12 protein-coding genes are annotated in these 14,279 nt (G+C 60.7%); 6 read left to right on the top strand and 6 right to left on the bottom strand.

Annotation, left to right across the window (positions count from 1 at the left end):
• Positions 1 to 190: 190 nt before the first annotated feature.
• Positions 191 to 2,368 (bottom strand): malate synthase G, encoded by a 2,178-nt coding sequence (locus CGA21_RS22965; RefSeq protein WP_110750475.1) that lies wholly within the window; start codon positions 2,366 to 2,368, stop codon positions 191 to 193.
• A gap of 534 nt (positions 2,369 to 2,902) precedes the next feature.
• Between CGA21_RS22965 and CGA21_RS22970 the strand changes: the two genes are divergently transcribed.
• Positions 2,903 to 3,421, top strand: coding sequence for a glycine cleavage system protein R (locus CGA21_RS22970; protein WP_110750477.1), 519 nt, complete (start codon positions 2,903 to 2,905; stop codon positions 3,419 to 3,421).
• A 215-nt stretch (positions 3,422 to 3,636) separates the two neighbouring features.
• Here CGA21_RS22970 and rarD read toward each other — a convergent pair whose 3' ends face one another.
• The 5 genes from rarD to CGA21_RS22995 form a co-directional block, all read right to left on the bottom strand.
• Positions 3,637 to 4,524 carry an EamA family transporter RarD gene (gene rarD / locus CGA21_RS22975; RefSeq protein WP_083349832.1) on the bottom strand — a complete coding sequence of 296 codons (888 nt, stop codon included), beginning with the start codon at positions 4,522 to 4,524 and terminating at the stop codon, positions 3,637 to 3,639.
• A gap of 167 nt (positions 4,525 to 4,691) precedes the next feature.
• A complete protein-coding gene (locus CGA21_RS22980; RefSeq protein WP_020796039.1) occupies positions 4,692 to 5,666 on the bottom strand; it encodes a serine/threonine protein kinase in 975 nt (324 codons plus the stop codon).
• Positions 5,667 to 5,868: 202 nt separating this feature from the next.
• Positions 5,869 to 7,770 (bottom strand): PhoX family protein, encoded by a 1,902-nt coding sequence (locus CGA21_RS22985; protein ID WP_188265106.1) that lies wholly within the window; start codon positions 7,768 to 7,770, stop codon positions 5,869 to 5,871.
• A gap of 139 nt (positions 7,771 to 7,909) precedes the next feature.
• Positions 7,910 to 8,674: a TOBE domain-containing protein gene (locus CGA21_RS22990; protein ID WP_188265107.1), complete on the bottom strand. Its 765-nt coding sequence runs from the start codon at positions 8,672 to 8,674 to the stop codon at positions 7,910 to 7,912.
• Between the two features lie 62 nt (positions 8,675 to 8,736).
• The gene (locus tag CGA21_RS22995; protein WP_188265108.1) at positions 8,737 to 9,477 is read right to left on the bottom strand and encodes a ComF family protein; all 741 of its coding nucleotides are present in this window, start codon (positions 9,475 to 9,477) and stop codon (positions 8,737 to 8,739) included.
• 94 nt (positions 9,478 to 9,571) lie between these two features.
• Here CGA21_RS22995 and bioB point away from each other — a divergent pair, with 94 nt between their 5' ends.
• From bioB to bioD, 5 genes are all read left to right on the top strand, one after another.
• Positions 9,572 to 10,627 carry a biotin synthase BioB gene (gene bioB / locus CGA21_RS23000; protein WP_020796035.1) on the top strand — a complete coding sequence of 352 codons (1,056 nt, stop codon included), beginning with the start codon at positions 9,572 to 9,574 and terminating at the stop codon, positions 10,625 to 10,627.
• Positions 10,628 to 10,787: 160 nt separating this feature from the next.
• The gene (gene bioF / locus CGA21_RS23005) at positions 10,788 to 11,966 is read left to right on the top strand and encodes an 8-amino-7-oxononanoate synthase (protein WP_110750489.1); all 1,179 of its coding nucleotides are present in this window, start codon (positions 10,788 to 10,790) and stop codon (positions 11,964 to 11,966) included.
• The gene (locus tag CGA21_RS23010; protein WP_188265109.1) at positions 11,959 to 12,690 is read left to right on the top strand and encodes an alpha/beta fold hydrolase; all 732 of its coding nucleotides are present in this window, start codon (positions 11,959 to 11,961) and stop codon (positions 12,688 to 12,690) included. Before bioF ends, CGA21_RS23010 begins: the two co-directional genes overlap by 8 nt.
• Positions 12,683 to 13,495, top strand: coding sequence for a malonyl-ACP O-methyltransferase BioC (gene bioC / locus CGA21_RS23015; RefSeq protein ID WP_188265110.1), 813 nt, complete (start codon positions 12,683 to 12,685; stop codon positions 13,493 to 13,495). Before CGA21_RS23010 ends, bioC begins: the two co-directional genes overlap by 8 nt.
• Positions 13,492 to 14,172, top strand: a complete 681-nt coding sequence (gene bioD / locus CGA21_RS23020; protein ID WP_110750495.1) for a dethiobiotin synthase — start codon at positions 13,492 to 13,494, stop codon at positions 14,170 to 14,172. Before bioC ends, bioD begins: the two co-directional genes overlap by 4 nt.
• The last annotated feature ends 107 nt before the right edge of the window (positions 14,173 to 14,279 follow it).

Genomic DNA, 14,279 nt, shown 5'->3' on the forward strand with positions numbered 1-14,279 from the left:
TCGACTTGATCGACGACCGACAATTTAAAAGTCAGTGTGTAATCTCGTTGACTGCGTTTTGTGCCCGTATCCATTGCACCTTCCTGATAAGAAGCCAGAAGGTGTAAACCTTATTCAGGACGAAGCAAAGTGAATAAAAAAGCCCTGGTCTTTCGATCAGGGCTTTTTTGTGTCCGGCGTCAGTGCTCAGTTACAGGCCATTGGCAGCCTTGAACTGGCGACGACGACGGTGCAGGACCGGCTCGGTGTAGCCGTTGGGCTGCTTGGTGCCTTCCACCACCAGTTCGACGGCCGCCTGGAAGGCGATGTTGCTGTCGAAGTTCGGTGCCAGCGGACGGTACAGCGCATCACCGGCATTCTGACGGTCCACCACTGGCGCCATGCGCTTGAGGCTTTCCATCACCTGCTCTTCGGTGACGATGCCATGACGCAGCCAGTTGGCGATGTGCTGGCTGGAAATACGCAGCGTTGCACGGTCTTCCATCAGGCCGACGTCATTGATGTCCGGCACCTTCGAGCAACCAACGCCCTGGTCGATCCAGCGCACCACATAACCCAGAATGCCCTGGCTGTTGTTGTCCAGTTCGTTCTGGATCTGTTCGGCGGTCCACTGCGGGTTCACTGCCAGCGGGATGGTCAGGATATCGTCCACCGACGCAGGGGCACGCTTGGCCAGTTCGGCCTGACGGGCGAACACGTCAACCTTGTGGTAGTGCAGCGCGTGCAGCGCGGCAGCGGTCGGCGAAGGCACCCATGCGGTGTTGGCACCCGCCAGTGGGTGAGCGATTTTCTGTTCCAGCATCGCTGCCATCAGGTCGGGCATGGCCCACATGCCTTTACCGATCTGCGCACGGCCTTGCAGGCCGGTGCTCAAGCCGATATCAACGTTGGAGTTCTCGTAGGCGCCAATCCATTTTTCGGCCTTCATGTCGGCCTTGCGCACCATCGGGCCGGCTTCCATGGAGGTGTGGATTTCATCGCCCGTGCGATCGAGGAAGCCGGTGTTGATGAACACCACGCGCTCGCTGGCAGCCTTGATACAGGCCTTGAGGTTGACCGTGGTACGGCGCTCCTCGTCCATGATCCCGACCTTCAGGGTGTTGCGAGGCAGGCCCAGCACGTCTTCGATGCGCCCGAACAGCTCGTTGGTGAACGCAGCTTCTTCAGGACCGTGCATCTTCGGCTTCACGATGTAGACGGAACCGGTGCGGGTATTTTTGCGCGACGTATTGCCGTTCAGGTTGTGCATCGCCGCCAGGACAGTCACCAGACCGTCGAGGATGCCTTCCGGTACTTCGTTGCCATCTTTATCGAGGATCGCATCGATGGTCATCAGGTGACCGACGTTACGCACGAACAACAACGAACGACCATGCAGGCTCAATTCGCTGCCGTCGACAGCGGTGTAGGTGCGGTCGGCGTTCATGGTGCGGGTAAACGTCTTGCCGCCCTTGGCGACTTCTTCCGCCAGGTCGCCCTTCATCAGGCCGAGCCAGTTGCGGTAGATCACAACCTTGTCATCGGCGTCGACGGCGGCGACGGAGTCTTCGCAGTCCATGATGGTGGTCAGTGCGGCTTCCATCAGGATGTCTTTGACACCGGCAGCATCGGTCTGGCCGACCGGGGTGCTGGCATCGACCTGGATTTCGAAATGCAGGCCATGGTTTTTCAGCAGGATCGCGGTGGGTGCCGCCGCATCGCCCTGGAAACCGATCAACTGGGCGTCGTTGCGCAGGCCGCTGTTGCTGCCGCCTTTAAGGGCGACGACCAGTTTGCCTTCAACGATTTTGTAGTGTGTCGAATCGACGTGGGAGCCGGCCGCCAATGGCGCCGCTTCGTCGAGGAAGGCCCGGGCGAAGGCGATGACCTTGTCGCCGCGAACCTTATTGTAGCCTTTGCCTTTTTCCGCGCCGTCAGCCTCGCTAATGGCGTCGGTGCCGTAGAGCGCGTCGTACAGCGAACCCCAGCGGGCGTTCGAAGCGTTGAGCGCGAAGCGGGCGTTCATCACCGGCACCACAAGCTGTGGGCCGGCCATGTGGGCGATTTCTTCATCGACGTTTTGCGTCGTTGCCTGGAAATCGGCCGCTTCTGGCAGCAGATAACCGATGTCTTGCAAGAAGGCTTTATAAGCCACGGCGTCGTGTGGTTGACCGGCACGGGATTGGTGCCAGCCGTCGATACGAGCCTGGAAATCATCGCGTTTGGCGAGTAGGGCTTTGTTCTTCGGCGCCAGGTCATGGATGACCTTGTCGGCACCGGCCCAGAATTGGTCGGCGGTGAGGCCGGTTCCGGGAATGGCTTCGTTGTTCACGAAGTCGAACAGGACTTTGGCGACCTGCAGGCCACCGACTTGAACGTGTTCAGTCATTGCTTGCCTCACTCTGCTCAGCTATTTCGCTTTTCAGCTCTTCAATTTAACAATGAAGCCTCTGGCCATTTAAACCACAAACCCTGCGACCAGTACATGCCATTTCTGACGGCTGGGTGGGGACCAATCAACGGCTTTAGGGGCTTGCTGACAGGGCTTTCAGGGATGCGTCTGCGCCTGCGGCGGACATCGATCCAACGTTATGTAGTGCGCGCAGCGGCATACTACATGATGAGTTGCGGTTGTGAAAATTAGACTAATTACGTCGTTCTGCGACCCCATGACGCATTGCAGTCACGCCGGGGATGAGGATGTTCTCAAAAAAGCATGAGATTGTTCCAGTTAAATATAAAAAGTTGTACACGATTTATGTTGCGCAGATTCTGGTCGGGGCCGATTCGCGAGCAGGCTCGCTCCCACAAAGCCCTGCGCCGACCTTGTGGGAGCGAGCCTGCTCGCGAAGAGGTCGGACCTGCCAGCGCCGAATCAACCCTTGCCTATACTTCTCTTTCAATAACAAAAGAGGGCTGCGCCATGGACCACCTCGTACTCACTGTTTTTGCACCGGACAAGCCTGGGCAGGTCGAGCGCATAGCCCAATGCATCGCCGAGCATGGTGGCAACTGGCTGGAAAGCCGCATGTCGCGCATGGCCGGGCAATTCGCCGGGATTCTTCGGGTGGGGGTCCCGGCGGAAGCCTACGATTCACTGGTCGATGCCCTGCAAGGATTATCGGCCCACGGCATTCGCGTCTTGATCGCCGAAAGCGGTATCGAACAGTCTTGCACCTGGAAGCCGATCGCCATGGAGTTGGTGGGCAATGACCGGCCGGGGATCGTGCGCGACATCACGCGCTTGCTCAGTGAGCAGGGGGTAAACCTGGAACGGCTGGTGACGGAGGTGCGTCCGGCCCCCATGAGCAGCGAGCCGCTGTTCCACGCCGAAGCGATACTGGCGGTGCCCCTGACGCTGTCTCTGGACGTGCTGCAATCGCGCCTGGAAACCCTGGCGGACGATTTGATGGTGGAATTGGTACTGCGCAGTGAACCTTGATCCGGTTATCCAGTTTAAACGTGCACCTGCCTGTGGATAACCTGTAGAGACAGCCCGCCAGGCCACGCCGGCCGTGGCTCTTCAAAGATTGATCAAAAAACCAGCAGTTTCAGTAACTTGCGCACAAACGGCGGGGATCACGCTGTGGATAACCTTGGGAAGGATCGATGCAGGCCACGGATAACGTGGCCTGTAGAGAGTTGTGTGTTTTTTGATCAGCTGCGGCGGCGCAGGCTGAACCAGGCATCGACGCTGTAGACCGCCAGGCCTGCCCAGATGAAGATGAACGCAACCAGCGTACTCGACGATAGGTGCTCATCAAACAGCAGGACGGCCTGCAGCAGCACCAGGGTCGGTGCCAGGTATTGCAGGAATCCCAGGGTCGTGTAGGGCAAATGCCGCGCGGCAGCGTTGAAGCAGACCAGCGGCACCAGCGTTACCGGACCGGCAGCCACCAGCCACCAGGCTTCGGAGGTGGTCCAGAATTCAGCCTGGGCGCTGCTGGCGGTTGGATTGAGCAGTAACCAGGCCAGCGCTATCGGCACCAACATCCAGGTTTCGACCACCAATCCCGGGAGCGCCTTGACCGGCGCCTGCTTGCGAATCAACCCGTAGAAACCGAAGGTCAATGCCAGCACCAGCGACACCCAAGGCAGGCTGCCCACTTGCCATACTTGTTGCGCCACGCCAACCGCCGCCAGCCCCACGGCAATCCATTGCATGCGTCGCAGCCGCTCACCGAGGATCAGCATCCCCAACAGCACGTTCACCAAGGGGTTGATGTAGTAACCGAGGCTGGCCTCCAACATGCGCCCGTTGTTCACCGACCACACATACGTCAGCCAGTTGGCGGCGATCAGCGTACCGCTCAGCGCCAGGATCGCCAGCCGACGTGGGTTCTCCCGCAACTCGCGCCACCAGCCCGGATGTTTCCAGACCATCAGCAACAAGGCGCCGAACAACGCCGACCACAGCACGCGGTGAATGATGATCTCCACGGCGGGCACGTTGGCAATGGCCTTGAAGTAGAGCGGGAAAAGTCCCCAGATGATGTAGGCACTCAGGCCCAGAATGTACCCGCGACGCAGGTTGGCGGCTTGCATGCAGAATCCTTGCTTAGGCAGCTAACAAAGGAGGGATTGTATGTGCTGGTACCTGTAGGCGCGAGCACGCTCGCGATGGTCGTTAACGATAACGCGGGGAACCTGATGCTCCGCAGTGTTCTCAGGTTTTTCGCGAGCATGCTCGCTCCTACAGGGGGCGGTGGTGTTCAGAAGAGCTTCAGCGGTTCTTCATTGAGCGCCGCGAGCTGCTCGCGCAACGCCAACACCTGGTCGCCCCAATAACGTTCGGTGCCGAACCACGGAAAGCTGCGCGGGAATGCCGGGTCGTCCCAGCGACGGGCGAGCCAGGCGCTGTAGTGCATCAGGCGCAGCGCGCGAAGGGGTTCGATCAGCGCCAGTTCCCGGGGATTGAAATCGTGGAATTCGTTGTAGCCATCCATCAATTCCGACAACTGGCCCAGGCATTCCTGGCGATCGCCGGCCAGCATCATCCAGATGTCCTGTACCGCCGGGCCCATGCGGCAGTCGTCGAGGTCGACGATGTGGAACATCTCATCACGGCACATCATGTTGCCGGGGTGGCAATCGCCGTGCATGCGGATGTTCTGGTGCGGCGTATTGCTGTAGACATCCTCCACACGCTTGAGCAGATCGCGGGCCACGGACTCGTAGGCCGGCAGCAGGCTGCGGGGGATGAAGTTGCCTTCGAGCAAGGTCGTCAGCGAATCATGGCCAAAGTTTTTCACCGCCAGCGCCTCACGGTGCTCAAACGGTTTGGTCGAGCCCACTGCATGCAGTCGGCCGAGCAGTTGACCCAGGCGATACAGCTGATCGAGGTTGCCAGGTTCCGGCGCGCGGCCGCCGCGGCGGGGGAACAGGGTGAAACGGAAGCCGTTGTGCTCGTGCAGGGTTTCACCGTTGTGGATCAGCGGCGCGACGACCGGTACCTCGACCTCGGCGAGCTCGAAGGTGAACTGGTGTTCTTCCAGAATCGCTTCGTTGGTCCAGCGCTGCGGGCGATAGAACTTGGCGATCAATGGTTCGGCGTCTTCGATACCAACCTGGTAGACACGGTTTTCGTAGCTGTTGAGCGCCAGAATGCGGGCATCGCTGAGAAAACCGATGCTTTCGACGGCATCGAGCACGAGGTCTGGGGTGAGCGTTTCAAACGGGTGGGCCATGCTGACTCCTGCGCGCAGCAGGCTGCTGCGTCCGGCCAGGCATGGTAGCGCAGACGGGGCTGCTTTAGGGGGTGAGATGTGTGTTGCCCGGGCTGACGCTTTCGCGAGCAAGCCCGCTCCCACATTGGGGCTGCGGTGAACACACAATTTGTGAACGCCACAGAGTCAATGTGGGAGCGGGCTTGCTCGCGAAGAGGCACTATCAGGCGCCGACGACCCCGCCGTCTTCACGCGAAATGGCAATCACCGAAGACCGCGGCTTTCCATTCGGCAAGTGCTCAGGGAAGGTCGAACCGCCGTTCTCCCCCGGGTGCTGAATGCCGACGAACAAGGTCTTCTGGTCCGGCGAAAAGCTGATCCCCGTTACCTCACAACCAATCGGCCCGACCATGAACCGACGGATCTCGCCGGTCACCGGGTCGGCGCAGAGCATCTGGTTGTTGCCCATGCCGGCGAAGTCACCGGCATTACTCGAATCGCCGTCGGTTTGAATCCACAACCGCCCGGCGTTATCGAACGCCAATCCATCCGGACTGTTGAACATGTTCTGCGGGGTGATGTTCGACGAGCCGCCCTTCGGCGTACCAGCATGCACTTGCGGGTTGCCGGCGACCACGAACAGGTCCCAGGCAAAGGTGTTCGAGGCGTGGTCGTCGCGGTCGGTGCGCCAGCGCAGGATCTGCCCGTAGACATTCTTCTCACGCGGGTTCGGCCCGCCTACCGGTTGCCCGTCTTCGCCACGCTTGGCGTTGTTGGTCAGGGTGCAGTAAACCTGACCGTCCTTGGGGCTGACGACAATCCACTCCGGGCGGTCCATGCGCGTGGCCTTCACCACGCTGGCTGCCAGGCGCGCGTGAATCAGCACTTGGCCCTGGTCGGCAAAATCGCTGCTGGCGTCGATGCCGTTTTTACCATGGGTCAATTCGATCCATTGCCCCTGGCCCTTGGGGTGATCGGCATTGCCGTCGCCCGCGTCGAAACGTGCCACGTACAAGGTGCCGTGGTCCAGCAGGTCGCGGTTGGCCTTGGGATTCTGGTGATTGATCTTGTCGCGGCTGACGAACTTATAGATGAATTCGCCGCGCTCATCGTCGCCCATGTAAACCACGGCGCGGCCGTCTGTGGTTTCAGCCAGGGCGGCGTTTTCATGTTTGAAGCGGCCCAGTGCAGTGCGCTTGACCGGGGTCGACTGCGGGTCGAACGGGTCGATCTCGACCACCCAGCCATGACGGTTGAGCTCGTTGGGATGGTGCGCCATGTCGAAGCGCGAATCGTGTTGATGCCAGTTGATGTCTTTGCTGGTTGCCACCACACCGTAGCGTTTCTGTGCGGCATCGAATTTCTGTTCGGCATCGCTGCTGCCAAAGCAGTCGGTAAAGTTCTCTTCGCAGGTCAGGTAGGTGCCCCACGGCGTCTTGCCGTTGGCGCAGTTCTGGAACGTGCCGAGGACCGTTTTACCTTGCGCATCTGCACGGGTTTTCAACAGTTCGTGACCGGCGGCCGGGCCGCTCAGATTGATCGGCGAGTTACCATGAATGCGCCGGTTATAGCGCGAGCCCTGAACAAACTGCCAATGACCATTCTCCCGCCGTACCTCGATTACCGACACGCCTTCGCAAGCCAGGGCCTTATGCACTTCCTGCGCCGATTGCGGCATGCCCGCGTGGGGGTAGAGGTAGCGGTAATTGGTGTATTCGTTGTTGATCGCCATCAGTGCCCGATTGTTGTCATCCGGGAAGGCAAACAGGCTCATGCCATCGTTGTTGTCGCCGAACTGGACTTCCTGATGCTCGGCGGTGCCGTTGCCACTCATGTCGAACGCCGGGCCGTTTTTCTGCAGGGGCTGACCCCAGCTGATCAGTACCGAAGATTTGTAGCCGGGGGGCAAGCTGATCGCGTCGGCAGTCGCGGCAGGAATGCTTTCGAAACCCAGCAACTGGCTGGTGCCGGCGCTGACGCTGGCGGCCATTACGCTGCGGCTCAGCAGGTTGCCGCCGAGGAACATGGCGGCACCGCACAAGGCGCCTGCGCTGATAAAGCCACGACGGCTGAGGCCGACCATCTGTTCGAGGTCGGTGGACTGGTTTTCTTCTAATAGGCTCACATCAGGCTCCCTGCGAATTTTGCAGTCACCTTAATGGTGGGTGATGAAGCTTTTGTTGCAGTAGGAGCTGCCGCAGGCTGCGATCTTTTGATCTTGATCTTGAAAAGCAAAGTCAAAAGATCGCAGCCTGCGACAGCTCCTACAACGGAGTGCCGAGCAATACATTGGAGGGAGAGAACTGCGCGCGTACCGATGTTCCGCGGGTCAGCTTGCGTGATTGCAAATGCCGGAGCTCGACCAGAGCACAGAGCGTCTGGCCATTGGGCAGGCTGATTCGCACTTCGCAGGGGCCGTCTTCGGCGTCGAGGATTTCCTCGATGACACCTTCGAGGCAATTGTGACCGGGTATTGCCTCGTCGCTGTTGCCCAGCAGATCGAGCCAACCGGCCTTGATCAGGGCGACAACTTCAGTGCCGGTTTGCAGGTCCAGGCGCACGGTACTGTCGTGGGTGATCTGCGCCGCGATGCTCAGGCCTTCAGCCAGCTCAAGGCGAACCCGATCGTTATGGCCCTGGGTTTCAATGGCCGCGACTTTTCCGTGCAACTGGTTGCGTGCGCTGGTCCTGAGCATCAGGCGACCGAGCAGGTCAAGGTCGCTTGCGTCTTCAGCGGCTTCCAGTACCTGGGATTGCAGCGCCTGCAGCTTTTGATAGAGACGCAGCACCCGCTCGCCTTCAGCAGACAGTTTGGCGCCACCCCCTCCTTTGCCCCCGACACTGCGTTCCACCAGCGGTTTCTGTGCCAGGTTGTTCAGCTCATCGATAGCATCCCAAGCGGCCTTGTAGCTCAGGCCCGCGCTTTTCGCCGCGCGGGTGATCGAGCCCTGCTCGGCGATGTGTTGCAGCAAGGCAATGCGTTGCGGGCGACGAACAATGTGCTGGGACAACAACGTAGGCAAGGACATGGCAAGACGCTTTGGCTATGACAGTGGTGAGGACGTTGGCGGCTCGGGGCCCGGGAGTCAAGTCACGGTGACTCGCCAGGTTTGGGTGTGCGCGCCAGGCAATAGACGTCGACCCGACTGGCGCCTGCGTCCAGCAGCAGCAGGGCCAGTGCCTGCGCCGTGGCACCGGTGGTCAGAACGTCGTCCACCAGCGCCAGGTGGCGACCCTTCACTGATGCGTCGCTTGCCAGGGCGAAGGCGTGGTGCAGGTTGCGTTTGCGAGCCTCGGCGTTCAGGTCTTGCTGGGCATTGGTGTCTTGGGGCCTCAACAGCAATCGTTCATCGATAGGCACGTCGAGGCGTTCGCTGAGCCAGCGCGCCAGCAGGGCAGCCTGATTGAAGCCGCGTTGGCGCAGGCGCCGGGTAGACATCGGCACGGGTACCAGCACATCGGGACGCGGCAGGTCTTCGTTGAAGCGATGTTGCAGTGATTGAGCCAGAAGGTCGCCGAGCAGATGGCCATACGGCCATTTCGCGCTGTGCTTGAAGCGTGTAATCAGGCTGTCGATCGGAAAGTTGTAAGTCCAGGGCGCGACCACTCGCTCGAAGGCCGGTGGCTGCATGAGGCATTGGCCGCACGTCATGCCCGCAGCGGGCAAGGGCAGTGCGCAGCGCTGGCAATGATCGCCGAGCCATGGCAACTCGGTTTCGCAAGCCATGCAAACGGGCGTGGTGCCATCGGCTACTTCATCACACAGTAAGCAGTGATGGTTATTTTTTAACCAGATGTAAACCAGTCTATCGTATCGTGGTTGACAGGGCATGACTCTTCCTTAAATATGCCGAAACACCTGTGATGCGCCGGTGGAAATTCCATTTCCCGGTCGCCTGCCAAAGCATAAAACAAAGGAAACGCCCATGAGCGCCAGCACCTCTGCAACTTTGCGTCATGACTGGTCTTTGGCCGAAGTCAAAGCACTCTTCGTTCAGCCATTCAATGACCTGTTGTTCCAGGCGCAGACGGTGCACCGCGCGCATTTCGACGCTAACCGCGTCCAGGTATCGACCTTGCTGTCGATCAAGACCGGTGCTTGCCCGGAAGATTGCAAATATTGTCCGCAGTCGGGTCACTACAACACCGGCCTGGAAAAAGAAAAGCTGATGGAAGTGCAGAAGGTCCTCGAAGAGGCCGCGCGTGCCAAGGCCATCGGGTCGACCCGTTTCTGCATGGGCGCGGCGTGGAAGCACCCGTCGGCCAAAGACATGCCGTATGTGCTGAAGATGGTCGAAGGCGTCAAGGCCCTTGGCCTGGAAACCTGCATGACCCTCGGCCGGCTCGATCAAGACCAGACCGAAGCGCTGGCCAAGGCTGGCCTGGACTACTACAACCACAACCTCGACACCTCGCCTGAGTTCTACGGCAGCATCATCACCACCCGCACTTACAGCGAGCGCCTGCAAACCCTGGCCTACGTCCGTGAATCGGGGATGAAGATCTGCTCCGGTGGCATCCTTGGCATGGGCGAGTCCCTCGATGACCGCGCCAACCTGCTGATCCAGCTGGCCAACCTGCCGGAGCACCCGGAGTCGGTGCCGATCAACATGTTGGTGAAAGTCGCCGGCACGCCCCTGGAAAATGCCGACGACGTCGACCCGTTCGACTTCATCCGCATGCTCGCCGTCGCGCGGATCCTCATGCCCAAATCCCACGTGCGCCTGTCCGCTGGCCGCGAAGCCATGAACGAGCAGATGCAGGCGCTGGCGTTCTTTGCCGGTGCCAACTCGATTTTCTACGGCGAAAAACTGCTGACCACCGCCAACCCGCAGGCCGACAAGGACATGCAACTGTTCGGGCGCTTGGGGATTTTGCCGGAAGCCCGTGAAGAGCACGCCGACGAAGTGCACCAGGCCGCCATTGAACAGGCGCTGGTGGAGCAAAAGAGCAGCGAACAGTTCTATAACGCGGCTGTTTGAGCGTTTCGCCGTTCCCGCTGATTGAAATGCAAAACCCTGTGGGAGCGGGCTTGCTCGCGAATGCGGACCGTCATCCAACATTGATGTCGACTGACACACCGCTTTCGCGAGCAAGCTCGCTCCCACAGTGGAGATGTGTCATTTGATAGTCGAGGCCTGCATGTCTTTCGATCTCGCCGCACGCCTGGCTGCCCGTCGTGCTGAAAACCTCTACCGCCAACGTCCATTGCTCGAAAGCCCACAGGGCCCGCAAGTGGTGGTCGACGGCCAGCCATTGCTGGCGTTCTGCAACAACGACTACCTGGGCCTGGCCAATCACCCCCAAGTGATCGAAGCCTGGCGCGCCGGGGCTGCCAAGTGGGGCGTGGGGGGCGGGGCGTCGCATCTGGTCATCGGCCACAGCGGTCCGCATCATGCCTTGGAAGAGGCCTTGGCCGACCTCACCGGTCGTCCGCGTGCCTTGTTGTTCACCACGGGCTACATGGCCAACCTCGGGGCGGTCACCGCGTTGGTGGGGCAGGGCGATACGGTGCTCGAAGACCGGCTCAACCATGCCTCGTTGCTCGACGCGGGCCTCTTGTCAGGGGCACGTTTCAATCGCTACTTGCACAACGATGCGGCGAGTCTGGCCAATCGTCTTGAGAAAGCCACCGGCAATACGCTGGTCGTGACTGACGGCGTCTTCAGCATGGACGGCGACATCGCCGATCTGCCAGCGCTGGCGCGAGAAGCCAAGGCCAAAGGTGCATGGCTGATGGTCGATGATGCGCACGGTTTCGGCCCGCTGGGCGCCAATGGCGGCGGGAGCGTCGAACATTTCGGCCTGAGCCAGGACGACGTGCCGGTACTGGTCGGCACGCTCGGCAAGGCGTTCGGAACGGCGGGGGCTTTCGTAGCTGGCAGCGAAGAGTTGATCGAGAGCCTGATCCAGTTCGCTCGCCCCTACATTTACACCACCAGCCAACCACCGGCCCTGGCCTGTGCGACCCTCAAAAGCCTGGAACTGCTGCGCAGCGAGCATTGGCGCCGCGAGCATTTGCAGACGCTGATCCGCCAGTTCCGCCAGGGCGCCGAGCAAATCGGCCTGGAGCTGATGGACAGTTTCACGCCGATCCAGCCGATCATGATCGGTGACGCCGGGCGCGCGGTGCGCTTGTCGCAGATGCTGCGCGAACGCGGCTTGATGGTGAGTGCGATCCGTCCGCCAACCGTGCCGGCCGGCAGTGCCCGACTGCGCGTGACCCTGACTGCCGCCCATAGCGAGGCGCAAGTGCAGCTATTGTTGGAGGGACTGGCCGATTGTTATCAACGACTGGGAGCGGAGCCTGACCATGCGTGATCGACTGATTCTGTTGCCCGGTTGGGGCCTCGGAATTTCGCCGCTGCAACCATTGGGCGCTGCCCTGCAGGGCCTGGACGAACACATGCGGGTCGAAATCGAGCCGCTGCCCGAGCTGGATTCGAGCAATCTTGAGCATTGGCTCGATGAACTCGACGCCAGCGTGCCACAGGACGCCTGGTTGGGCGGGTGGTCACTGGGTGGCATGCTCGCGTCCGAGTTGGCGGCGCGCCGTGGTGACCGTTGCTGTGGCCTGCTGACCCTGGCGAGCAATCCTTCTTTTGTCAGTCATGACCAATGGCCAAACGCAATGCCTGGCGAAACGTTCGATGCCTTTCTGGCAGGCTGCGCTGCCGATCCGCGCATGACCTTGAAGCGTTTTTCATTGCTCTGCGCCCAAGGTGCCGAAGACCCGCGCGGCTTGTCTCGCCTATTGCTCGCAGGGGCACCGCACTCAACGGCGGCAGTGCTATTGAGTGGCCTGGAGTTGCTCGCGCAGCTGGACACTCGCCAAGCCCTGCAGACATTCCGCGGGCCGCAGTTGCATCTGTTTGCCGGCCTCGACGGGCTGGTGCCGGCCGAAGCCGCCGAGGCCTTGCTGGCGTTGCTACCCGATGTCGAAATCGGTCTGATCGAACAGGCCGGCCACGCGTTTCTCCTGGAAAATCCCCACGGTGTCGCGGGGGCGATCCAGGCCTTTTTGCATGAGTGCGGCGATGACTGATTTATCCTTTCCCAAATTGCCCGGTGGTTTGCCCGACAAGCGCCAGGTAGCCGCGTCGTTTTCCCGTGCCGCGGCAAGCTACGACAGCGTGGCCGAGTTGCAACGTGATGTCGGTGGCCAGTTGTTGCACCGTTTGCCGCAGGCGTTCGTGCCCCGGCGCTGGCTCGATCTCGGGTGCGGCACCGGCTATTTCAGTCGTGCGCTGGGCGAGCGGTTTCCCGACGGCCAGGGCGTGGCGCTGGACATCGCCGAAGGCATGCTTAATCACGCCCGACCGTTGGGCGGCGCCGCGCACTTCATCGCCGGCGACGCCGAGCGGATGCCATTGCGCGATTCGACGTGCGACCTGATTTTCTCCAGCCTGGCCGTGCAGTGGTGCGCGGACTTCGCGTCGGTGCTCAGCGAAGCGCATCGGGTGCTCAAGCCGGGCGGTGTCTTTGCATTTGCTAGTCTCTGTGTGGGCACGTTGTTCGAGCTGCGTGACAGCTGGCGTCAGGTGGATGGCATGGTGCACGTCAACCGCTTCCGTGAGTTCAGCGTTTATCAACAGCTGTGTGCGGCCAGCGGCTTGCGCGCAATCAGCCTGGAAAACCAGGCGCATGTGCTGCATTACCCGGACGTGCGCAGCCTGACCCATGAACTCAAGGCCTTGGGGGCGCACAACCTTAACCCTGGGCGTCCGGGCGGCTTGACCGGTCGAGCACGGATCCTCGGTCTGGTCGAGGCTTATGAGCAGTTTCGTCAGGCCCCAGGCCTGCCGGCGACTTATCAAGTGGTGTACGCCGTTTTGGAGAAACCCTTATGAGCTCCGCGTATTTCATCACCGGTACCGATACCGATGTCGGAAAAACCACGATTGCCGCCGGTCTGCTCTATGCCGCGCGATCTGCCGGGTTAAGCACCGCAGCGGGCAAGCCAGTGGCTTCTGGCTGCTCGGTGACGCCCAAGGGCCTGCGCAACGCTGACGCACTGGCGCTGCTGGCGGAATGTTCGCTGCCTTTGACCTACCCGCAGGTCAATCCGTTGGCACTGGAGCCAGCCATTGCGCCGCACCTGGCCGCGCGTGAGGCCGGCATCGCGTTGACCGTGCAATCGCTGCTGACGCCGATGCGAGAGTTACTCGACATGCAGGCCGACTTCACCCTGATCGAGGGTGCTGGAGGCTGGCGCGTGCCATTGGCCGATCAGGCCAACCTCTCGGACCTGGCGATAGCCCTGGACCTGCCGGTCATTCTGGTCGTAGGCGTGCGTCTGGGCTGCATCAATCATGCGTTACTGACGGCCGAGGCGATAGCCCGGGACGGTTTGCAGCTGGCGGGATGGGTGGCGAACATCATAGATCCCAAGACCGCGCGCCTGGAAGAAAACCTCGCAACCCTTGCTGAACGCCTCCCGGCGCCATGTTTGGGTCGAGTGCCGAAGCTCAAGATGGTCACGGCCGAAGCGGTGGCTGAGCATCTGCAACTGGACCTGCTGGACTGAGCTTCTGAAAGCAATGTTTACTGTAACAATGCACTGCTCCATTAGTGTTGTTGTCGGGCTTTTTGTCAGTGGGTCTGCTTCAATGGCCACTATTGATCCTTTGTAGG

This window comes from Pseudomonas sp. PSB11 (genome assembly GCF_014596605.1).
Classification (GTDB): Bacteria; Pseudomonadota; Gammaproteobacteria; order Pseudomonadales; family Pseudomonadaceae; genus Aquipseudomonas; species Aquipseudomonas umsongensis.

Coding starts and splice junctions, on each gene's coding strand:
- CGA21_RS22980 (WP_020796039.1), bottom strand. CDS start 5,666: ATGGCCCACCCGTTTGAAACGCTCACCCCAGACCTCGTGCTCGATGCC.
- CGA21_RS22990 (WP_188265107.1), bottom strand. CDS start 8,674: ATGTCCTTGCCTACGTTGTTGTCCCAGCACATTGTTCGTCGCCCGCAA.
- bioF (WP_110750489.1), top strand. CDS start 10,788: ATGTCTTTCGATCTCGCCGCACGCCTGGCTGCCCGTCGTGCTGAAAAC.
- CGA21_RS22970 (WP_110750477.1), top strand. CDS start 2,903: ATGGACCACCTCGTACTCACTGTTTTTGCACCGGACAAGCCTGGGCAG.
- bioB (WP_020796035.1), top strand. CDS start 9,572: ATGAGCGCCAGCACCTCTGCAACTTTGCGTCATGACTGGTCTTTGGCC.
- bioC (WP_188265110.1), top strand. CDS start 12,683: ATGACTGATTTATCCTTTCCCAAATTGCCCGGTGGTTTGCCCGACAAG.
- bioD (WP_110750495.1), top strand. CDS start 13,492: ATGAGCTCCGCGTATTTCATCACCGGTACCGATACCGATGTCGGAAAA.
- CGA21_RS22995 (WP_188265108.1), bottom strand. CDS start 9,477: ATGCCCTGTCAACCACGATACGATAGACTGGTTTACATCTGGTTAAAA.
- rarD (WP_083349832.1), bottom strand. CDS start 4,524: ATGCAAGCCGCCAACCTGCGTCGCGGGTACATTCTGGGCCTGAGTGCC.
- CGA21_RS23010 (WP_188265109.1), top strand. CDS start 11,959: ATGCGTGATCGACTGATTCTGTTGCCCGGTTGGGGCCTCGGAATTTCG.
- CGA21_RS22965 (WP_110750475.1), bottom strand. CDS start 2,368: ATGACTGAACACGTTCAAGTCGGTGGCCTGCAGGTCGCCAAAGTCCTG.